Genomic DNA, 22,329 nt, shown 5'->3' with positions numbered 1-22,329 from the left:
ATAACCCGATTCCTATGAAGTTGAGATTCTATGCATTGGCTGTTCTGCTGGCGGCCGGTACGCTCGGTTTTGCACAAAATCAGGGCGGAGCGCCCGGCCAGCGGGGTTCCGCGCCTGGGGCAACGGCCCCCGCCGCGAGCATCGCTGCCGCCACGCAGGGCATGAAAAAGTACGAAGGCTTTTTTAATTTTTATTATGATGAAAAAACAGGGAAGGTGCTGCTGGAAGTAGATAAGCTCGATAAGGAGTTCCTCTATTTCGCATCACTTTCCGAAGGCGTCGGCAATGGCGGTCCCGAGCGTGGACAGGCCAGTTCTGCATTGGCCAAGTTTGTCAAAGTAGGCCCGAAAGTGCTGCTGGTGGAGCCGGTAACCAACTACCGGGCTATTTCACAGAATGCCGACGAGCAAAAGGCAGTGGAGAATGCATTCGCCAAATCGGTGATCTGGGGCTTTGCACCGGTGGCGGTAGAAGGAGAGAAGTTACTGATCGACCTTACGCCGTTCATTGTCCGCGACAGCCAGAATATCGCCGCCCGACTGGGCGTGCGGCGTGTGAGCGGACCCGTGAGTGTAGCGCAGCCGGGCGGCGGGGGAGGTACTTACCGGCTCGACGAGTCGCGTTCCGTCGTCTTCCTCGAAAACACTAAAAATTTCCCTAAAAATACCGAATTCGAAGCGATGGTCACTTTCACAGGCGGCTCGCCGAATGTGAACCGGTTTGGCGGCGGTGGCAGTAGCCTCGCTCCCGACCCCGGGGCGGTGACGATCAATATGCACCAGTCGTTTGTGGAGCTGCCCGACGGTAACTACAAGCCCCGGCGTTTCGATCCGCGGTCGGCATTCGGGATGTTCAGCTATATGGATTTTTCGGCGCCGATGACCGAGCCGATCGTGAAGCGGTTCATCCGCAGGCACCGTTTGGAAAAGAAAACCCCGGGTAATGCGCCCAGCGAAGCCGTCGAACCCATTGTGTATTATATCGACCGCGGGGCGCCTGAACCGGTCAAAACCGCATTGATCGAAGGCGGCGCTTATTGGAACGAGGCATTCGAAGCTGCGGGTTACAAGAATGCATTCCAGGTGAAGGAATTACCGGTGGGTGCCGACCCGATGGACATCCGGTACAACGTCGTGAACTGGATCAACCGCACCGGTGCCCCGCGCGGGTTTTCGTCCGGTGCATCGTATGTCGATCCACGGACAGGGGAGATTATCAAAGGCGTGGTGACGCTCGGCTCCGATCGCCACCGCCAGGACTACCTCATCGCCGAGGGGCTTTTACAGCCTTATGAAGATGGCAAAAAGACAACCAATGCGATGCAGGAACTCGCATTGGCGCGCGTGAGACAGCTTTCGGCCCACGAAATAGGACATACGCTCGGTTTTAACCACAATTTTGCGGCCAGCCCGAAAGACCGAGGCTCGGTTATGGATTACCCCTTCCCGAGATTTTCCCTGAAAGCGGACGGGACCGTCGATATTTCGGATTCCTATGCAAAAGGCATTGGTGCCTGGGATAAGCGTGCCGTAATGTGGGGCTATACCGAGTTTCCGAAAGGCGCCGACGAAGAGGCCGGACTGGAAAAAATCATGCAGGAAACATTGAAACAAGGCTTTCTGTATATTCCCGATATCGGTGGCAATGCGCACCCGACATCGCACCAGTGGGACGACGGTGCCAACCCGATCGACCAGATGACGAATATCATGAAGGTGCGCAGGAAAGTGCTCGACAATTTCTCCGAAAAAGCCATTCAGAAAGGCGAGCCGATGGCGACGATCGAGGAAGTGCTGGTGCCGGTTTACCTGCTTCACCGTTACCAGGTCGAGGCGGTGGCGAAGTCGGTGGGCGGGTTGTATTTTACCCATGCCGTTAAAAACGATGGTCAGGTGACGACACGGATGGTGGAGCCTAAGGAGCAATGGCGTGCGCTGGAATCGCTGCTCGCCACGATCACGCCGGAAGCACTGGCATTGCCGGAAGCGCTGATCAGCAAAATCCCGCCGCGCCCGAGCGGCTATCCGGCCAGTTTGGAAACGTTCACCGGCCACACCGGCCCGACATTCGACCCCATTGCCGCCGCCGAGACTGCGGCCGGTACCACGCTCTCGTACCTGCTCAATCCCGAGCGGGCGGCGCGCCTGATCGAGTACAATGCACGCGACGCGAAGCAACCCGGACTGATGCCGGTGATCGACAGGCTTTTTGAGAAAACCTGGAAATCGTCCCCGCTGGACGGCTATAAGGGCGAATTACAAACACTGGTCAATAACCTTTCACTGAAATACCTGCTCATGCTCGCCGCCGACTCCAAAGCGCCCGAGCATGTAAGGGGCGAAGCATTGCTGAAAGTAGGAGAGCTGAGCGAATGGCTGAAAGGACAGCTCGCCGCCGCAGCCCCGAAACAGAAGGCGAATATGCTTTTCGCATTGGCGCAGATCGACGAGTTCGGTAAGAACCCCGTCAAGTTTGAGCCCGGCTCGGTGCTCGATATGCCTCCCGGTGCGCCGATTATGGGGCATATGGATTTCATGGGATGCTCGCAGACGCATTCCGGCGACGTTTTAGAATAAGTATTTTACAGGCGGGAAATGAGAGGAACGTTTCCCGCCTGATTCCCATTACCGGGCTTCTCCGGTGTTCCGTAACGCTACCCGCGACTGTAATATCTTCTGTGCCAGCTTTGCTACAAGCGGGTCATGCAAATGCCATAAAACTTCGGTAGCGTACACAGGAAGCCTGTTGTAGTAAAAATTTAGTGGCCACTGAAGGGATTTGATAGCCCTCTTTCGTCCCCCCACCGAGGGCTCTTTACACCCTAAAAATCAGCGTTCTCACCCCAAAACCCAAAATGCATCAGTGGGAAAGGGTTATGTTTGCAAAGGGATACGAAAATCACGCACTTGATTGAGTATCAGAATAGTTATTTCTTTGTAAAAACACAAAATCCTCTCATGAAGACGCAAAGCAAATATTTGGAAGAGATCAACAGGCTTCTGGCTGATTATCTTCTCGAAATCGAAAAATCGGATTTGAAACCTCTGTCAGCCCAGGTTTATCAGGTACAGTCAAAAAACTTTGTAAGATGGATTAACGGGGAGTTCACGCCGGGTGAAGTAAAGAAGTCTAAAAAAATGCAGGACAAATCGGGGAAATAGAACAGGCACACACACCACCCCAAAACCGTTATTTACTCCGTTCCTCTTTTTCATCATCATTCAGGCCAGCGGCCAGCCGAATTACCCACAAAGCATTCAAAAACGAAACACCTTCTCGGTAATACCGGAGAAGGTGTAAGTTATACTCAACGTTTATTAACGTACTTCATACGTTCAATTCCAGGGTCCTGCGCGCAACGCCACAATCATTCATTTGCAGGATTTTACAAATTTAGCATCAGCCTAAGAAAGCCATTGTAGTTTGCTATTGTTTTGTTTGTGGCAATATCTCTACACTATCTGTTGCGTATTTTAGGTAGATTTGGGTCTTATCGCATCGTCTGACCCCGACGGCGAACAGCGATTTAGAAAACCTGAATACATGATTCGATCAATACTGGAATGGCCTGTCCGAAAACAGTTAGAGGGTGAACCGGGTATCCTTAACCGGGCCCGCATCAAAGTCCTTTCTTACGCGCTAAACCTGAAAATTCTTACTACAACGCTCCTGCTGATCTTTTATCAGCTGGAACATTACCGTGTCCAGGCGGTCAGAGCGGCTGTGTTGCTCGCCATTATCCTAACCTACTACGCCGGGGTTTCGCGCGGCTTTCAATGGCGAAAGGCCGTGCACGCAGCCATGTGGATTTTCATGGTGATCATCTGGAGCAACCTGTATTACTTTCAGAAAGGGTTCGACCTGGTGACGCTGCAATACCTCGTCGTAGTCAGCGTGGCGGCTTTTTATGGCCTCGGGAACCGCTGGGGCGTGATTTACTCGACATTGGCGGTGATCCCGTTTATCGCCTACGTGCTGTTGGGGTACCATCTGACGGGTTATATCTCGTGGGGGCCGCAGGGCTCCGGGCGGGCAACCATCGCAATTCAGCTTATCCAGAATTTCACGCTGATCGTCCTGATCAACTACTTCTTTTTCAGTTCATTCTACGATACGATCAACGATCTGGATGCGAAGACGGTCGAGTTGCGATCGAGCCTCGAATACCTGGAAGATTCGCGGCGGAAGCTCGAAAGGGAATATACCCACCAGAAACACCTGATCGCCAGCATTTCGCACGATATCAAAAGCCCGCTGCGGTTCCTGATGACGACCACCGGTCGCCTCGCCCGCAACCATCCCGATCTGTCGACCGTGCGGGCCATCAGCCAGTCGAGTTACCGGCTGTATCATTTTATGAAAAATCTGCTGGAATACACCGAATTCCGTTACAAAAATGCCAACGTCCAGTTCACGTATCTCGACGTGAGTGAAATGGTGGAGCAGAAGTTTGCCATCTTTACCCAGGACGCGGAGGTCAACGCCAACCGGTTCGTGAACGGCGTCATGCCGGGCGTGATCATTAAAAATAATGCACAGCTGGTCGGCATTATCCTGCATAACCTCATCGACAATGCCAACAAGGCTACCAACGGCGGGACGATAAGCGTCACGCACCACGATTTCCGGGAGGAACTGCACCTGATCGTGAACGACACCGGGCCGGGTATGGAAAATACCGTGATGGACTGGATCAACAGCGACTTGAAGCAGCTTCCCGCTAACGAAAGTGTGTCCCAGAACTTCGGAATGGGCCTTTTGATCGTCAAAGAAATCAGCACGCTCATACGTGCGCGGCTGCTCGTAAAGCCCAACGAGCCTATCGGAACTTCCGTTCACATCATTTTTTCAAAATAAATATTGATGTAGTTAATTTTCTACACAATATTTCATTTATATTAAACTACTTTTAAAACTGATTTGAAGTAACGGTATATTGAATGAAAACAGTTTTGCTGGTAGAAGACCATTCCATTGTGCGAATGGGCGTTAAATTGTTAATTGAAGATTTTTTACCCTCGGTAACGGTTATCGAGGCAGGTACTTTTAGTGAAACACTCAAACTTCTCCAATCAAGATTCTTCGATCTTGTTATCCTGGATATCAAAATCCCGGGCGGCGAAGCTTTTAATATGATCGGTAAAATCCGCGACATTCAGAACAAGGTGAAAATTCTGATATTCTCGTCGCAGGATGAAGAATTGTACGCAATTCACTACGTAAAGGCCGGTGCGAACGGCTATTTGCCCAAGGATACTTCGAATGAGGAACTGGAAAAAGCAATCACTTCGGTACTTGCCGGCGGTACTTACATCAGCAATGTGATTCAGGACCAACTCGTAAATAACACCCTTCTCGAACGGGAAAGCAAGGAAAGCCCGCTCGAAATCCTCTCGAACCGCGAACTGGAAATTATGGATATGCTGCTTACCGGCAAGTGGACGAAGGACATCGCGATCAATCTTAATATCAAGGAAAGCACCGTGTCGACCTATAAGGCGCGGATCTTCGAAAAACTCGAAGTGACCAACATCCTGGAACTGTTTAAGAAGGTGGAAATCTACAAACGCAGGAAGGCGGGGTTCAGTTGAAATAAAGCTCGATTGAAGTTGTACTATATTTGTGTAGAAGTGCTACTAAATACTATCGAGATATTAGCAAACTGCAATTTAAATCAGTCTACTTCACATTTCATTTTCAATATTTACTTTTACTGATGGAATTGCGCCTCTACATGTCGCAATCCTTATACCTCTATCATAAAAAGTGTTATTTAGAATGGAAAGATCGGTAAAACTTACAAAATCAGCTGAATTGCCGTTCCTGGGTGGTGTGATGATTACCATAACGGCGGGTTCTATACTCTGGACCTCTCTCATCTATTGCATATCCCTGCTTTTCTAAGGCGGTCCGGCTTGTAGAATGTATGTTGTGTTAAATAAAGTTAAAGCCTCATTATCAGATACTTTTATTAACTTTTTTTAAGAACGCCGGTGAGCAGCCGGCGGGTCGTGTTGAATAGTTTTGGTGCTTCATCCAAAACACCTTCAAACATGATATCCTTAAAGAAATGGAACGATCTGGCAGGATGGGCCGTGCTGGCCACCAGCCTGATCACCTACGTCCTCACCATGGAGCGGACAGCCAGCTTCTGGGACTGCGGAGAGTTTATCGCCTGTGCATTCAAATTGCAGGTCCCTCATCCGCCGGGCGCGCCGCTTTTCCTGCTCATAGGCCGGCTCTTTTCCCTGCTGGCTCTCGGCGACCTTATGAAAGTGGCCTACTGGGTCAATATGGTTTCCGTACTGAGCAGCGCATTCACGATCTTTTTTCTGTTTAAAACAATCACCCTGCTCGCCTGGAAGCTGGTAGGAAAGAAGCCGGCGGAAGGGAATGCAGCAGATGTATTGCTGGTCACCGGCGCCGCGGTCGTGGGCGCGCTCGCGTACGCATGGTCCGACTCGTTCTGGTTCTCGGCCGTGGAAGCGGAAGTATACGGTTTGTCGTCGTTTTTTACAGCTATCGTGATCTGGGCGATTTTCAAATGGGAGGCTATCGACGACCCCGCTGCCGGGAACCGCTGGCTGATCCTTACGGCCTATCTGGTGGGCCTTTCTATCGGTGTTCACTTGCTGAACCTTGTAACCATACCGGCCCTGGCATTGGTATATTATTTCAAAAAATACGCGAAACCCAACTTTCTCGGCGCTTCGATCGCCTTTCTGACCGGCCTTTTAATCCTGGGCATCATCAACGCCGGTATCATTCCGGGGTTGCCTGGGCTCGCCGGTAAATTCGAGATATTTTTCGTGAATTCGCTGGGGTTGCCCTACAATACCGGTATCGCTTTCTTCACAATGCTCTTTCTCGGCGGGCTGGTCTGGGGTATCCGGTATTCGCACCGTACCAGCCGCGTGTTGCTCAACACCGGTTTGCTTTCACTTGCGTTTATCCTCATAGGTTATGCTTCGTATACGCTGGTGCTGGTTCGGTCGGGTTACAATACGCCCATCAATGAGAACAACCCCAGCGACGTCCTCCGCTTTGTGTATTACCTTAAAAGGGAGCAATACGAAAGCCGGCCGCTACTCTACGGCCCTTCGTTCGTATCCAGGCCGGTCAGCCAGAAGCGCGGCGCGCCCATTTATGCCAAGAAGGACGGAAAATATGTGTTGATCGACTACAAACCGATCTACGAATATGAACCGGGCAGTAATATGCTCTTGCCGCGGATGTCCAGTTCCCAGCCCGGCCATCCGCAGCTCTACCAGCAAATGACCGGTGTGGCAGAGGGCCGTAAACCCACCATGAAGCATAACCTGACTTACCTGTTCTCGCACCAGCTCGGGCATATGTACTGGCGCTATTTCCTTTGGAATTTTGCAGGGCGCGAGAGTGACCGGGAAGGCGCGGGTATCCTCCTGCCATGGCAAACGAGCCAGTCGTTCCCCAAAAGTATCGGGCATAACCGGGGGCACAACAACTTTCTCATGCTTCCGTTCCTGCTGGGTATTGCGGGCATGATATATATGTACTATCACCGGCGGAAAGACCTTTTGGTATTAACGCTGCTGTTCGTATTGACGGGCGTTGCGCTCGTGATATATCTCAATTCACCTCCCTCCGAACCCCGCGAGCGCGACTACATTTACGTAGGGTCGTTCTATATTTTCTGTATCTGGATCGGCTTTGGCGTCATGGCCGCCGCGAAGTTTCTCGAAAAAGCGATTCAAAAGCCTGCATTACGCGCCGGGATCGCGGGCCTGGCCTGTTTTTCGGTACCGGCGATCATGGTAGCAAGAGGCTGGGATAATCATGACCGGACCGACCGGTACCATTCGGTGGATTTTGCGCGTAACCTGCTCAATTCCTGCGCACCCAACGCGATCCTGTTTACCGGAGGCGATAACGACACGTTTCCGCTGTGGTATGTGCAGGAAGTGGAGGGTTTCCGTACCGACGTGCGCGTGTGCGTGCAAACCTTCCTGGGCACGGATTGGTACATCGGGCAATTGAAGCGGAAGATCAACCGGTCGGACGCACTGCCGCTGTCGCTGGACTCGGGCAATTATCAGTTGGGGAAAAATGAATACCTGCCGTTTTACGAAATCGCTTCCGTAAAAGGAGGCATTAACCTGAAAGAATACCTCGACCTGATCCGCCAGGACAATAAGGCGATCCAGGTGCCGCTGACCAGTGGCGATATGACCTCGATCCTCCCGTCCTCGACACTCTTCCTGCCTGTGAATACAAGCGAGGTGAAGAAGATGAATATCGTCAAAAGCGATCTGGCACCCTATCTGACCGATTCGATGAGCTGGAAAATAGGCGAAACCGACCTTTTGAAAAGTGATTTGGTGATGCTGGACATTATTTCGAGCAACAACTGGAAGCGGCCGGTGTATTTCTCGTCGACCATGGGCGCTTCCCATAACCTGGGCTTGCAGGAATACCTCCAACTCGAAGGGTATGCCTATCGCCTGCTGCCTGTGCGGGTGCCCGGGGCGTCGGACGGTTACGTGAACTCGGACATTATGTACGACAACATGATGAACAAGATGTCCTGGCGCGAAATGAACAACCCGAAAGTGTATTACGACGATACCTACCTCGGATCGCCGGTCGTTACCGCGAGGCTGTCGTTCCTGCGCCTCGCGCAGCAGCTCATCGCCGAAAACAGGATCGACAAAGCGCGCAAAGTGGTAAACAAGGCCATGGCCGTAATGCCCGACGACACTATCCCGTACGACCAGATTTCCGCGGGCTTTGTGGGAGCGTTGTTCGATGTCGGTGAAAATAAAAAGGCGCTGGACTCGGCCCGGACGATGGCGATTCGCTCGGATGAAAACCTTTCGTGGATCAAAAGCAAGGATGAAGGCCGTAGTCGGGAGGTTAATACCGACCTGTTTATCCTGCAAAGTATCGTCCGCGAATGCCGGCGGGCAAAACAGGACAAGGAGGCCGATCGTTTCGAAGCGATTTTCAAAAAGCACCTGCTTGCATTTAATATATACGGCGGATAAGGTTTTCAGGCAAGGTTTTTTTTAACATAACTAACCACCCATAACTGGACGGATATCCGGGAATGGGTGGTTTTGGATTAATATAGGAAGGAATGCAGTGCGTTTTTTCGAGCGCCGGAAAGCTGGTGGGTTGACGTATAGTGTTGAAGGTGTTCTGAAATGAAGTTAACGTTACTAACCGGATTTTGTATTTTATTCAAAAACCCACTAATTGTTATATGTTTCCGCTGCTAACAAACCGAACTCATGAATACGACCGATACCATCCCTCTCACATCCGATCCGACCCCCGAATACTATGAAAAACAAGCCGCCACGCTGGCGGACGCCTGCCGGTCCATCGACAATGATTCTGTCAAATACATCCGAAAATACCATCCCGAACCGGAACGGCTCACGCAACTGAACCGCCCCGATACGAACTTCGGTCTGGACGACGCCCGCGCAGTAGTCGCAAGGGAGCACGGTTTTGTGGACTGGCCTGCTTTCCTGCAACACATTGCCGACCTGAAAGACGCCGGGTCGCCGGTCGCGAAATTCGAACAGGCGGTAGACGCTGTCGTACAAGGCGATCTGCCCAAATTGAAAGACCTCTTAAAAGACAATCCCTCGCTCGTGCATGAGCGCTCGTCGCGCGGGCACAGGGCTACATTGCTGCATTACACCGCCGCCAACGGGACCGAGAATTTCAGGCAGCTTACCCCGCCGAATGCATTGGATATAGCCGAAGCATTGCTTGCCGCAGGGGCTTTGCCCGATGCCCTGGCCGACACTTACGACACCAAATGGGGCACGACGCTGGAACTGCTCGTGTCGAGCTTTCCGCCGTCCCAGGCAGGATTGCAAACAGCGCTGGCGGAAAAACTGCTCGATTATGGCGCGGCCATTAATGGTGTCCGCGACAATTGCGGGCCGCTCCTGACGGCCATTTATTTCCATTATCCCAAATCGGCCGAGGTACTGGTAGCGAGAGGTGCCCGGGTAGATAATGTGGTAACTGCCGCCGCGATGGGCAAGACCGGGCAACTGGCCGGTTACCTCGGCGACGACGGCCAACTGAAAGCCGATGCGCCCCTTGTGCGTGTGGAGTGGCTGAAAATCGCTGCGACGCCCGACGCCAACCTGGCGCTGGCATTTGTATGGGCTGCCATGCTCAACCGCATTGAAACCGTCCGCTTCCTGCTCGACAAAGGGGTAAGTCCGGCCTCGAAAGACCACCGCGACTGGACCGCATTGCATTGGGCCGGATATTTTGGTTATCCTGAGGTAGTCGACCTGCTGCTCAGCCGCAAAGCGCCGCTGGAAGCACGCAACGAATTCGGGGGCACGGTACTCGACCAGACGCTTTGGGCCACCGCACACGAAGGTGCGCGCGAACACCATTTGGAAATAGTTCAAAAGCTCGTCGACGCCGGCGCCAAAATTCATACCTGGTGGTTGCTGGCCGATCTGCACCCGCCTTTACAGGAGAGCGTTGCGAGGATTTTGCAGGCGAAAGTGTCCTGAAACGCGAAACTTCCGTCACTTGATAATCCATCGTGTTAGTTTGCACATTGCTGCACTTTTCCAATTGATTTGAAGAAATTATCCATTTAATTCGAAGAACCACGGTCGGCGTATAGCCGGCCGCGTACCTACTCCGTTCCTGCCGTGGTTCGCCACGGCTCCTTCTCGTTATGCATTTTTTCAGGAACTTAAACAGGTATGCCTATGGAATTTCTATGGACAAATGGTTACGTATCGTGTTCCCGTGTTTTTGCGCTTTGGCTGGTTTGCCTCGCCATCGCGTGCACATCGCTCACATGCGCTTACGCGCAGGAATCCAGGGAACTGCTTTTACCGGGCAAGCCGGATTATGAAAGTCTTTCCGGCAATGGAAAGCAGCTGTATAACGGCCTGACCAACAACAGGCAGTACCCCGGTGAAACGATCATCGTGCAAATGCGCCCCATCGCGGAAGTATTGTCGAACAACGGATTGAAGATAACCATTCCGGGCCGCGAAGGGCAGTATGACGTGCGTGTCAAAACCATCGAATACTCCGACGCAGAGAACTACAAAATCTACGGAACGGTAGGAGAAAGCCTGCTATCGGTACTCCTCACATCCCGCAACGGCATGAAAGGCGGCATGATCCAGGGGCCGGAACGCTCCTATGAAATATGCGACCTCGGCGAAGACGGCCAGCTTTTACTAGGATTTGATAATGATGCGGGAAAGGCGAATTTCTGCGCCTCGGGCATTGGTGCGGCTGAAAAAGCCCTGCGGCAACAATCTGATGCCGACGAACGTGCGAGAAAGCCGGGCGACAATGCGAAGATCGAGCCTTGCAACACGTTTATCCGCGTGCTTTTTATTCACGCAAATAACGTGAGCCCGGTTTCAGCGGCTAATCATGCGTATAATACGATTGATATTTTTAATCAGACTGTAATTAATAGCGGCTTGCCAGGCGCTGCGCTTATTGAGTTGGCGGGTGTGGCGCAGACGACGTTTATGAAGACGGATCATGACATTCATAAGGATGTACTAGCTCTGAGTAACAGCGTTTCTGTACAAAATTTGTGCAATCAGAATAAAGCAGACTTGGTGTTACTACTGGCTTGGGAAGACCACAATGCGGCAGGCGGAGTTCCCTATCCACCGACCTATAAGCATCCCAATAGTAACCGAAGCTATGCAATTGTAGGCTTGACGAACCCCAATATTCCGGTAATCGGAGCGCATGAATTGAGTCATCTTTTTGGGTGCAATCATGAAAGCGAAATTTTCGGATTGCCGTACGCGCAGGGGTATATATTCCTTGGTTTCAATACGTTGGTGGCCACGGGAACTGCGCCAGGTAGCAAAATCTTCTATTACTCCAACCCTAGTAAAATATTTGCAGGATCGCCAATGGGTGATGCTACCCACAACAATGCAAAGGTGATGAATGACAAAGCTTCGGTTGTAAAGGCTTTTCGACCCGAGCCAAATGTTTTGAACGGCTGGGTATATGGACCATATAGTGGGTATGAATATCAGGTGTACACGTATGAGGCGATCGCAAAGTGCGGGAAGCCACCTTATACTTATCAGTGGAAGGAGTCCACTGACGGCATCAATTATTCAGGTAACGGTACTGGCGAGTTTCACAGTGTCGGGTTGTACCACAATGGTAACCATCAATTTTATCTGAAATTGAAAATCACATCATCGGACGGACAGGTAGTCGAGAACTGGATGCAAATATGGGTGGATGACGACCCTAACGGTGGTTATCGAAAAGGGCAGAAAGAGCGTGATTCTCTTCAAATCAAAAGCGAAGGGGCAATTGTACGGCCTAATCCAACGTCTGGGCGTGTCGAGATCATTTTCAATGCAGAAAAGGTCGGTGAAGTTGAAGTTGGCCTCGCAGACTTGAATGGGCGCGTGCATATGCGAGGCCAGGTTTATCAATGTAATGCCGGACGGAATGTGATTAATCTCGATCTGGTCGAAAAGGGTCTTGCGTCAGGTGTTTACATGATCACCGTCAGCGGTAGTGGGCCGGTTATACGCAAAAAGGTGATTTACCAACCAACGTCGAGACCATGAAAAGATACAGCTACATGTTTGTATTACTATTCTCAGGTTTGGTATCCTGTGACAAGCAGCCTCCGAAGGATCCAAGGATTACACAGGAATTTATCACTGGTGAAATCAATGGAGTGCCTTTTAAATCAGGAATCGCCGTGGAAATGGGCGGGTATGTAGACCCGGATTGGTGCGACAAGAATGTAGCAGCGTTGATGTTGGTTAAAAAAAATGCGGAGGAAGAGTATCAGATTATACTCCTGAATTATTTTCATACTAAACCTGGCAACTATGTACCAACCGATAGCTCAATGCGACATCAGCGAAACTCGATGTGCGCTTGGGATTCAGTTAATGTCAGCTTATACTTTAAGACTTATCCGCGAGACGATGTAACAATGGACAGATACCGTTTACTCGAAGGCCCGTTTAACTACTTCAAAATTTTGTACTACGACCCGGTGAAGAATGAAATGCAGGGGCAGTTCGCAGCGAAATTTGTGCGGATCAATAAACGTCAACGGGCGAAAGAAGCGGTGGACACCATTACATATACGAATGGCAAATTCATTGTCGCAAATATGTTTGTCCGGGAAGTTTTCACCGAACCGCGGTAACGCCCTCTTAAAGCAAAACCAGCCGCCCGGCAATAACCGGACGGCTGGTTTTGAAAACACCTAAAACACATTACAATCCAAACCCAACCGCCAGCCCCTTCACCGGGCCGCTGTATGGGAATTTGTGTGTGGTAGTGCCGGTGGCGAGGTCGATCGTGTAGAAGCTGGTGTTGGCACCGACGGTGAAAATGGCGTACCCTTTGCCGGAAACATTGCCGATGTCGAACCCGATGCCGGGAGCTACGTCGAGGCCAAGCGATTTGGGATCGACGAGGATGCCGTCATTAGGAGGTGTTTGCCGGTACAAGGTATTGGACTGGCTGTCAATGTCGAATAGTGCCGTGTTTGCGGCAACCACCCCTGGGTAACTGTTGGTGTACGCAACGGCTGTCACAAACGGGGTCGGGCCGGCCATACCGATTTTGAGGGAACCGTCTACGATCGTGACGCCGTCGTTGACGTTGATACGCAGGCTTTGTCCATTATCGCTCACGACGCGCAGGCGGTCGGCCGCAGGATTGAAATCCACGCCGAAATGCATTCCGCTGAGCATTACCGGGGTGTTGTCGGCCAGTTTGAGGCTTGCCAGTTCGGTGGCGGTTCCATTACCGAGATCGATGCCGTAGATTTTGCTGTTATCGCCCAATGCATGCAGCCTGCCGTTAGCCGGGCGGATGTCGATGCCTTGCAATGTCACTCCGGGGATGGCCGGGATTGTTTTGGTACCGTACTCCATGCCGTTTTCCGGGTTGAAAATTTTCAGCATTCCGCTTTCGGTCAATGCATAAGCCACTGGAAGCGAAGGGATAGCAATGCCGATCACATTCACGTTGGCTGGGAAATCGCCCAGTTTTTGGATCTTTCCGGTTGCCAGGTCCACAAAATCCAGCTCCCATTTGTCGCCGAATTTGACGGAGGCAATAGGATAAATATCGGACGGGCTCACGTCGGGCGAAATATCGAAACCGCCCACTTCCTGGATGTTCAGTCCCAGTGGTCCTACCGGTACCAAACCACCAGGGTTAGGCGGATTTTGTATGTATAGCATGTCGGTAGAAGGATCGATGTCGTAAAGCGTCGTGCCCACGCCCCCGGGAGCGGCCGTAACGCCTGCGCGACTGTTGGTATAAGCCACGGCACCTATCATCGGGTTGGGATAACCATTCAATGGCGAATCGCCCGGAACGATGGCACCGGTTTCGGGATGCAGGCGAAGGTTCTGGGTAGAACTCGTCACGACGCGAATGCGGTCGACGGTCGGGTTGAAGTCGAAACCGATGTGGCCGTTCAATGTGGCGGCAATCGGGGCCATACCGATGCGGGTCGCTTTTCCTTCCTGGTCGCCCGACTTTACATTCACCTGGTAAAGATTATTCAACGAACCGATCGCATATAGTTGTCCGGTCGCGGGGCGGAAATCGATTCCTTTGAGCATATCGCCCTGTTCAAGACCGGTTACCGCAAATGACCGCAATGGCGCGCCGGTGTTCCGGATATTGATCTCGTGCAGCTGGTTGTTATCCGATAATGCATAGAAAACCCTGTCGGGAAGCGACGGGCCGGTAGGAGGTACGCGGTGATCATCGCAGGAATACATCGAGAGCGCAAGGATGAAGGCAAGGGCAGCAACTACCGGCCTTTGGTAAAAGTCGAGTAACTTCATAGGAACGTGATTGAGTTATGTAGTTTGATAGACCACTTACGTCGCGGACGTCCCTTTGGATTGACTTCTGATATTAAATTTTAACCTTATTTCAGTTCTAATTTTATCTTAATGAATCATTTAAAAAAAGGGCGGCCCGATCCCCGAATCCGGCCGCCCGTTTAACCTGCTTTTATTTATTGTACAAAAACTTTAATGCTCGTTGATGCGCCGGATGCATTTCGTCCGACAATCAGCGTATAGATTCCCGGAGCGGCCTGCCCCTTGATTTGCACAGAAAATAAACCTTCACTGCCGATCGGTTTGACATTAACAGGAACATTCTGCCCGGCCGCATTGTAAAGTTTTAAACCCGAAGCGCCGGGAGCCGAAACCGTGAAGCTTCCCGCATTCGGGTTGGGGTATACAAATGCCGTAGCGCTCTCGCCCGCATCCACGCGCGCCGCCGCAATGCGGGACAATGTGCTGCTACCATCTAAATCGCGCTGGCGGAGGCGGTAGTAATAAAGAATGCCGTCCCGCACGTCCGAATCGACCCATACATATTCGGAGCGCGAGGATGTAGTTGCGTGACCTGCTACAAACGTGATCGTCGAGAAGTTGACGCCGTCTGTCGAGCGCAATACGTCGAAGCCTTCGTTCTGATCCTCCCAGGTTGTAGCCCATTGGAGCGTCACATTCCGCTTGCCCGCGGTGGCTTGGAAGGAGATCAGGTGAACCGGAAGAGAAGGTTCGAGGTGGAGCCCGATCAATACCGGATCGTGGTCGGCGGAGCGGTACTGGTCTGCGCTGTAATAGCTGGTAACCTGCCCCGCTGATTTGAATTCGGTGTTATAATCGAGCACGCCCGGTTCATCGGCATTGATATGGTACTTATCCGCACCGGTAACCTGGTCGGCAAGCGAAGTGGTGGCCAATGCATGGTCGAGCGAGCCGGTGAAGCCGTCGAAAACGTAGGAATAAGAAGTGGCCGGGAGCAGGCTGCCATAACCCGCGTTGGCCAGGACCGTGATCGGGTCTTCTTTGGCATAAGCATTAAGGTCACCCAAAATCAGGTAATCGGGGTCCGTGGTGCCGGTAGGTTTGGTCGCGAGCCAGGTAACGAGGTCTTGCGCCTGTCGTACGCGTGTCCCGTTCGACTCGCCCTGGCCGTCGCCCGCATCCGCGTCGCCTGTGCCATTCGAGCTCGAACTTTTGGATTTGAAATGGTTGACAACCACCGTGAACTTCTCCGAATTGGATATTTCGGTAAATGTCTGGGCCAGCGGTTTACGTCCTACCACGTCGAAGGCGGTCTGTCCGGCCGGATAACCCGGACTGGTTTGGCCATAATGATCGGGCATGGTGGCCGCGGCGCCGTCCGGCGTTACTTTGCCGGGTTTGTAAATAAGTCCCACGGTGATTTCATCGGTAGCGATCGTGCCGGGGTTGATGAACGCATAGGTACCACCCGCGCCGGCGCGGGTGGTGAGCCCATTCACAAGGTCCTGAACGGCGCTGTTCGGGCCGTAGTCATCCCTTTCCAACTCCATTAACCCGATCACATCCGCTCCCGAGGTGTATAATGCTTCGATCACCTTGGTGCGCTGGCGGGTAAATTCCGCTTGCGTATCGGCTCCGCGTGAAGTCGGGAAACCTCCGCCGGTTCCGTTTCCATTAAAATAGTTGAGTACGTTCGCGCTGGCGACTTTCAATGTGGCCGTCGCGCCGACGCTCGGCGGAGTGGTGGGACGTTCGTTAGCCGCGATGAAATTGACGCCGGAAGAGGTTTGCATGCGGTAACCTTCCAGCCTTTCGTCGAGAATACCCGTAATGCTCGCTACCTGGTCGCCGCCGCGCAAAGTGTTGGTAGCGCTCAGCGGATTGCCGCCGCGGCCGAAAATGACCGGGTCGGGATTCTGGGTCGAGCGGCCGTCGTCGAGGTAAATCTTACGCTTGGCTGTTTCGGCCATGTAGGCCGAGTAACCCGCCACGCCTGGTGCATTGAATTGGGTATACTGATCCAGACGGCCGTCGGTTCCGGCTGCATTGGTCGGGCCATCGGCCGACAATACAACCTGGCCATAGCGGCCCAGCTGAAAATATTCGGTCACGAACAGATTTCCACTGACTGCACTGAGGTTTACCAGCATGCCTTCGTAGCGTTCGAGGTCGGAAACATTGGCGACTGGCAGCGTCACATTCGTAATGGTCGGCAGCGGTGCCGTACCCAGTTTCTCGAATGCGGTAAGCGTTTTTAGCTCGGTAAGGCTGGTGGTAAAACCGCTGGTCGTGCTTGTAAAATCGATCACTTCTCCGGAAATGCGGACCAGGTCTCCCTGCGCAACGGCTACTACACCAGCCGGGTCTGCGGCGACATTGTAGACGAAAATACCTTCCGACGTGGTGGGGTCGGTATCTGCGTTGGCGTCCTCTTCCTGCACATAAAATCCGTTCAGTCCGGTTGAACCCGTGAAAGTGCGGGTCACGACGCCCTCGATGGTGAGCGCGCCCGTGAGGGCCGCCGTGTTGCCCGAACCCTGGATCTGGTGGATTCTCGTAGCAACCAACGGTGCGTTCCCCAGCGCAATGCGCTCGCTTCTGAATTTCTTGTAGTTTGGTTGGCCCAGTTCCTTCGCAATCGTGCCGTCATTGTAAAACACATTATCCCCATTATCCACCAAAACCTGTATTTCGCTCGTATTGGTCAATGGAGAAGGCAGGTCGACGATCGATTCGAAGCTACCCTCGGCATTCAGGGCCGTCAGGTTGGCCGAGTGCAGCACGGGGGTGTCGGCAGGGTTACCGGTCCAGGTGTAGAAGCGGAAATCTTTGGGGGCTGTGCCGGTAGCCACATCGGCCGGTCCTGCCAGGATCAAATATTCCCCCGCAGCATTTTTTTTGATCTCGCGGATGCCCCTGCCGCCCAGATCGAGCTGGATCGGCGTTCCGAATGTAGCAGGACCGGTAGTTGGATTGCCGGAGAAAAGCGAGGTCATATTGGTCCAGGGCACGATCAATGCGAGCGTGCGCGTGCTCGTCGATTGGTAAGGTGCCCGGAAGCCGATGTAGCCCGTTGTGCCGTCGGGAGCGATGGTCAGGCCTTCGATATTGAACCCGTCTAGCGCAGCATCTTCCGGTATTTTACCTGCGACGGCACTTGCCGCGAGGCCAAGGACATCGCCATTGGAAGCGTCCCAGGCCAGCAGATCGGTTTTCAAGCCATCATACCTTCCTATGTATGACAGGGTAGCTGCTGCTCCGCTGCCCGACAGATCGGTAGCAAAAATGCGACTTCTGTTGGGGCGGTTGTTGCCTCCCGATGCATTGCTGTGCGATCCCAGCCAGTAAATACGGTTACCGATCATGAGCGACGACTCGATATCGACCTCGCGCGGTGCCCCTCCGGAAATATCGGTCAGGCCGAGGGAGCTGGTATAGTCAAAGCCATTCACCGGCAAGCCTGAATTCTGGCGATTGTAAAGTCTCAAAACCTGGTTCTCGTCGTCGGCTACCAGCATATAGTCGTTGTCGACGGCCTGCGCCGTGGAGGCGTCGCTCACCTGCGTATGGAAGCGGGTGAGTGCGGGCGTACCCGAGGCTGCGGAAGCGGCGTATTTGATGACGTAGGAACTGCTGAGGCCGCCATCGGTGACGGTGATGGTGATATCGGTGTATCCTACACCTGCCGGTGTGATTTTCAGGTTACGGCTATTCTCATTGCCAGTCGTGACTGAAAGATTGGCGTCGGGTACGACGGTTGCATTGCTGCTGGTTGCAGTTACAACGAGACCGGATGCGGCCGTTTCCACATCGCTTACATTGAATTCGATACCCAGCGTACGGGCCGGGTCGGTCGGGTCGTTGGGTACACCGCTTACAAATGCCGCCGGGCTTGCAACTGGGCTGTTGTCAGGAACCGAAAGGTACGCGGTCGTACGGTCTGCATCGATCAACGCTTCATTATCCGCCACAATCACCGGTGCATTCACGTTCGGTGCGCCGTCGTTGTCGGTAATGGTGACCGATTGCGTATCGGTGCCCAATACAATGCCCGCCGATTGGTTGGAAATTGTCAGGAGAGCGGTTTCGATATTCTCTACATCGCCGTCGTCGGAAATGGCAAATGTCACAGAGCCGGAAGTGGCGCCGTTTGGAATGGTAATCACATTGCCGGACAATGCATAATCGGTCGCCGTAATATTGGTGCCCGAAATGCTGATGTCGACGGTCTGGTCGCCCGTTACGGGTGCCGTTGCCGTTGCAGTGACGGTAATGATGGTCTGTGCGGCTTCGGTGCCGGCATTGCTGCTTACCGAAAGATTTACAACAGGTAACGTAGTACAGGAAGTAAGCGCCGCATCGCCAGCGGCAATGGTCAGTCCGGATGCACCGGCGGTGGGGTTCGTGGTATTGATCGATCCCGTCGGCCATATGCCGTCGTCATCGGTCGAGCAGCCGATAATGCTTGCATTGGCAACACCGAGTTGTTCGATACGCCTTACGCCGTTCGCATTGTCGTTGGGGATGATGGCATTCCAGCCACCGGCGGCAGTGGTGTAGCCGGGCACGACGCTGGCGATGGTTGCCCCGGTAGCTTCCACAGGTGCAACGTAAAGTGGTCGGCCGGTACCGGCCGTGTTGTCGTAAATCGCGACGATGTTTTTGGAGGTCGCACCGGAGGTAGTCTCTTTCAGGAAGGACCCGTTGTTGGTCCCGGCTGCGGTGCTGTATGCCAGCACTTTAAAAGGAACACTCAGGGCGCGCCGGCCCAGGGAGGTTCCGGTTGCATCGCCAAGGGTAAGGGTCGCGTAGAGCAATGCCCCGCCGGCGAACTTGGCATTGCCGGTGTTCACGGCCCCGAACCAGCCGGTATAATTACCGGAAGCATCCGTCGTAAACGTGCCGTAGCGGCCCGCAGTGGTGAGCGAGGTGCCGGTCGCATACGTGTATGTCAGTCCATCCTGACTGATAAACAATGGATTACCGGCACCGCTATTGTTTGCGGTGAGGTCTGCATCCGTTGCGAGCTGATTGTAATACCGGTAAGAGGTCGACGGGGTGAGTCCCGTGATCGTCGCGCGGAAGATTACCGGCAGGCGCGTAGCGTCGCCACTGGACATAAATTGAGGTGCTAATACAGGATCAAAGCCTGTTTTAGGGATCTGGGCTTTGACCGTGCAGGTGAGCAGCAAGCACAGCCAAAGCATTCCTGCGCGAACCTTTCCGGGCCGGCGCAAATGCGTAGAGAATTTCTTCATGTTTTGAGATTAAATGAATAATAGCCGGAACGAATGGGAGAGTAGTCGGAACGAGATGTGAAATGAAGCCTCAAATTTCCCTCAAAAGGTGCTGGCGCCCGGCGGAAAGCGGATCAATAATGTATTATGATTGAAGGCTGAGGGGAAACATTTGGTTAACCGCCGCGCCGGTAAAAAAGCGGTATCCACCTTTAAGTTTTTCGGAGCGATGAAAAATAACCGTGTAGTTACATTTAGTTAATAATCAATTACTTAGTTTGAAATTCCTGACTAAATACCTCTTGAATGGTAAGATGTGAGGATTAACTTGAATTATCCTGCTAAAATGAAAATCAGAACCCCGGATCAGTGGACACCTTCGCACATAAATCCTATATTGCCTGCTGTTATCTCAACGTATCTCAACCTTTCACACATGCTAACATCTTCATTATCACCGCTAAGGTCGGTGCTGACGTGCTTTCTGATTGCCGTTTCAACCGGCTTTGCCGTTGCTCAGGGACCGAACGTCCTGAGTACCTACGAACTGGTACAGGATGGCGTCAACAACAGCTACCAGTTGCCGGTGCCGAAGGGGCCTACTTCCATCCCTCAAACCCTGACTTTCTTCTACAATAAAAACGGAAGTACCGACGAGGGAATTTATTTTCAGAAACTGAAATCGGAGCTGTCGGTGACGTTCAGTTTTGACGATCAGCCATACGTGAATGTGCCGCAGCATGTAACGGGAATGACTTTCGGCGCTGCGTCGGGTGCGAGCAGCACGCATGTACGGGCGGTACCGGTGATCAATACCAACTACTATTATGCCGATACGGCACGCAAAATTTTCACGGCGCACCCGCAGGGACCGGTCGGGAAGGGTGTGAACCTGTTTATGAATGCCGGCTTGCAGGTATTCCTTTCCGCCAAGCCATTGCTAACAGCGAATGCCCCTAAAACCGACACCTGCCGGTATTACTACGGGAAGTTGCGGCTGCAATTCAACAAACCGGTGGATAATCCGGTCATTTCGTTCATTGGTCTGGGCGCGACCACGAATTTTGGCGATAAGCGCCTCGGTTTCGCCACGGAACTCGAACTGCAAACGCCGTCGCTGACATTAGCGAAGCTCTCGGGCAGCGAGGAAATGCAGATAGATATGAGTAAAACGAGGATATTGCACTCCAAAACGCCGATTACCGGCAACTGCGATAACGGCGCCGCCTGCGGAAGCGTACTCGTCAAAGGTACCAAAATCAGTACGCTGGTGTTTAGCGTCTACCTGCGGCCCGACGGCGGTCCGGGTGTGTGGGGGACCGAAAAAGTGAGTAATTCGGGTGATATGTGGCACGTCACAGTATCTCTGCCAGAGCAGTAGCGGGCTCTTCCTGCGGCTTTTCCGAATGCATGATCCGCTGACGATGCATTTCGCCCCAATTGATCAGTGAGTCGATGACCGGCGATAATGTATCGCTGTAAGGCGTCAGTTCATATTCGATGGATACCGGGAAGTCGGTATAAACTTTCCGCGTAACGAAGCCATTGATTTCCAGTTCTTTCAACTCGTTGGAGAGTACCCTGGCCGAAATGCCGTCGATGGCGCGCTGAATTTCGTTGAACCGTTTGTGCCCTTCGGAAAGTGCGATGATGATGCGCAGCCGCCATTTGCCCCCGATTACATATAAGGCATCTCCTGCTGCATTGAGCTTATTGTAGCATTGTGCCCGGCTGGGCCTCGGGCCGTTGTGATTAGTGAATGTCATGTTATTTTTCTTGCTAACTAAAAGGTTATTACTAACCTTTTGTATATTACTATCAATTGTATAGTAAATGTAGCTAGTTTTGACAAAAAATCAAAACAGACATGAAAGCAAAGAAAATCATCACGATCGTCGTAACCGCCCTGGCCTCGTTGCTGCCGGTGTTCAGCGGCATTATGAAACTGAGTAAGAGCCCGGAAATCGTTCAGACATTAACCAAAGTCGGGGTAGGGGGTTACCTTATCCCCCTCGGCCTGATGGAGATCGGCTTCACGGCCCTCTTCGTTTACCCGAAAACCATGAAAATCGGTTTCATCCTTCTCACCTGCTACTTTGCGGGCGCCATCGCCACCGAACTTTCCCATGGCACGGCCTTCAACGCCGTCCTCCCGCTGACACTCATCTGGATTGCGGCGTTTCTGCGGGATCCGTCGGTCTTTTTGCCTGGGAAAGCGACCGTTGCTAATTGATCCCGGTGCTTTGCACATT

Annotated in this window: 13 protein-coding genes; 10 read left to right on the top strand and 3 right to left on the bottom strand. The window is 52.6% G+C overall.

Translation table 11 applies throughout. From position 1 onward, the window contains the following. Window positions 1–14: 14 nt before the first annotated feature. The 8 genes from BMW93_RS26010 (at window position 15) to BMW93_RS25975 (ending at window position 13,195) form a co-directional block, all read left to right on the top strand. Window positions 15–2,576 carry a zinc-dependent metalloprotease gene (locus tag BMW93_RS26010; RefSeq protein WP_090383266.1) on the top strand — a complete coding sequence of 854 codons (2,562 nt, stop codon included), beginning with the start codon at window positions 15–17 and terminating at the stop codon, window positions 2,574–2,576. 381 nt (window positions 2,577–2,957) lie between these two features. Continuing rightward, entirely contained in the window at window positions 2,958–3,161 is a 204-nt protein-coding gene (locus BMW93_RS26005; RefSeq protein WP_090383330.1) for a hypothetical protein, read from the top strand. A 382-nt stretch (window positions 3,162–3,543) separates the two neighbouring features. Beyond that, entirely contained in the window at window positions 3,544–4,857 is a 1,314-nt protein-coding gene (locus tag BMW93_RS26000) for a HAMP domain-containing sensor histidine kinase (RefSeq protein ID WP_090383263.1), read from the top strand. Between the two features lie 83 nt (window positions 4,858–4,940). Then, window positions 4,941–5,591, top strand: a complete 651-nt coding sequence (locus BMW93_RS25995; RefSeq protein WP_090383259.1) for a response regulator transcription factor — start codon at window positions 4,941–4,943, stop codon at window positions 5,589–5,591. A gap of 462 nt (window positions 5,592–6,053) precedes the next feature. Beyond that, complete coding sequence (locus BMW93_RS25990) at window positions 6,054–9,023, top strand: DUF2723 domain-containing protein (protein WP_090383255.1); 2,970 nt, start codon at window positions 6,054–6,056, stop codon at window positions 9,021–9,023. A gap of 246 nt (window positions 9,024–9,269) precedes the next feature. Continuing rightward, window positions 9,270–10,529, top strand: a complete 1,260-nt coding sequence (locus BMW93_RS25985) for an ankyrin repeat domain-containing protein (RefSeq protein WP_090383252.1) — start codon at window positions 9,270–9,272, stop codon at window positions 10,527–10,529. Between the two features lie 204 nt (window positions 10,530–10,733). Continuing rightward, window positions 10,734–12,599 carry a T9SS type A sorting domain-containing protein gene (locus BMW93_RS25980; RefSeq protein ID WP_177194198.1) on the top strand — a complete coding sequence of 622 codons (1,866 nt, stop codon included), beginning with the start codon at window positions 10,734–10,736 and terminating at the stop codon, window positions 12,597–12,599. Next, window positions 12,596–13,195, top strand: coding sequence for a hypothetical protein (locus BMW93_RS25975; RefSeq protein WP_143061727.1), 600 nt, complete (start codon window positions 12,596–12,598; stop codon window positions 13,193–13,195). Before BMW93_RS25980 ends, BMW93_RS25975 begins: the two co-directional genes overlap by 4 nt. Window positions 13,196–13,265: 70 nt before the next feature. On the opposite strand, the gene BMW93_RS25970 is transcribed toward BMW93_RS25975, so the two are convergent. Together BMW93_RS25970 and BMW93_RS25965 are read right to left on the bottom strand one after the other, a co-directional pair. Continuing rightward, entirely contained in the window at window positions 13,266–14,858 is a 1,593-nt protein-coding gene (locus BMW93_RS25970) for a DUF4394 domain-containing protein (protein WP_090383244.1), read from the bottom strand. Window positions 14,859–15,034: 176 nt separating this feature from the next. Continuing rightward, window positions 15,035–20,098 (bottom strand): ExeM/NucH family extracellular endonuclease, encoded by a 5,064-nt coding sequence (locus BMW93_RS25965; RefSeq protein ID WP_090383242.1) that lies wholly within the window; start codon window positions 20,096–20,098, stop codon window positions 15,035–15,037. Between the two features lie 415 nt (window positions 20,099–20,513). Between BMW93_RS25965 and BMW93_RS25960 the strand changes: the two genes are divergently transcribed. Next, window positions 20,514–21,458, top strand: a complete 945-nt coding sequence (locus BMW93_RS25960) for a hypothetical protein (RefSeq protein WP_090383240.1) — start codon at window positions 20,514–20,516, stop codon at window positions 21,456–21,458. Here the strand turns inward: BMW93_RS25960 and BMW93_RS25955 are convergent. Further along, entirely contained in the window at window positions 21,433–21,843 is a 411-nt protein-coding gene (locus BMW93_RS25955; protein WP_090383238.1) for a helix-turn-helix domain-containing protein, read from the bottom strand. The two genes, BMW93_RS25960 and BMW93_RS25955, sit on opposite strands and share 26 nt — an antisense overlap. 101 nt (window positions 21,844–21,944) lie before the next feature. Here BMW93_RS25955 and BMW93_RS25950 point away from each other — a divergent pair, with 101 nt between their 5' ends. Then, a complete protein-coding gene (locus BMW93_RS25950) occupies window positions 21,945–22,310 on the top strand; it encodes a DoxX family protein (RefSeq protein WP_090383235.1) in 366 nt (121 codons plus the stop codon). Window positions 22,311–22,329: the final 19 nt, after the last annotated feature.

This window comes from Dyadobacter sp. SG02 (assembly GCF_900109045.1).
Taxonomy (GTDB): Bacteria; Bacteroidota; Bacteroidia; order Cytophagales; family Spirosomataceae; genus Dyadobacter.
Note: the sequence above shows the minus strand (reverse complement) of the source record. Positions and strands in the feature narration are given on the sequence as shown.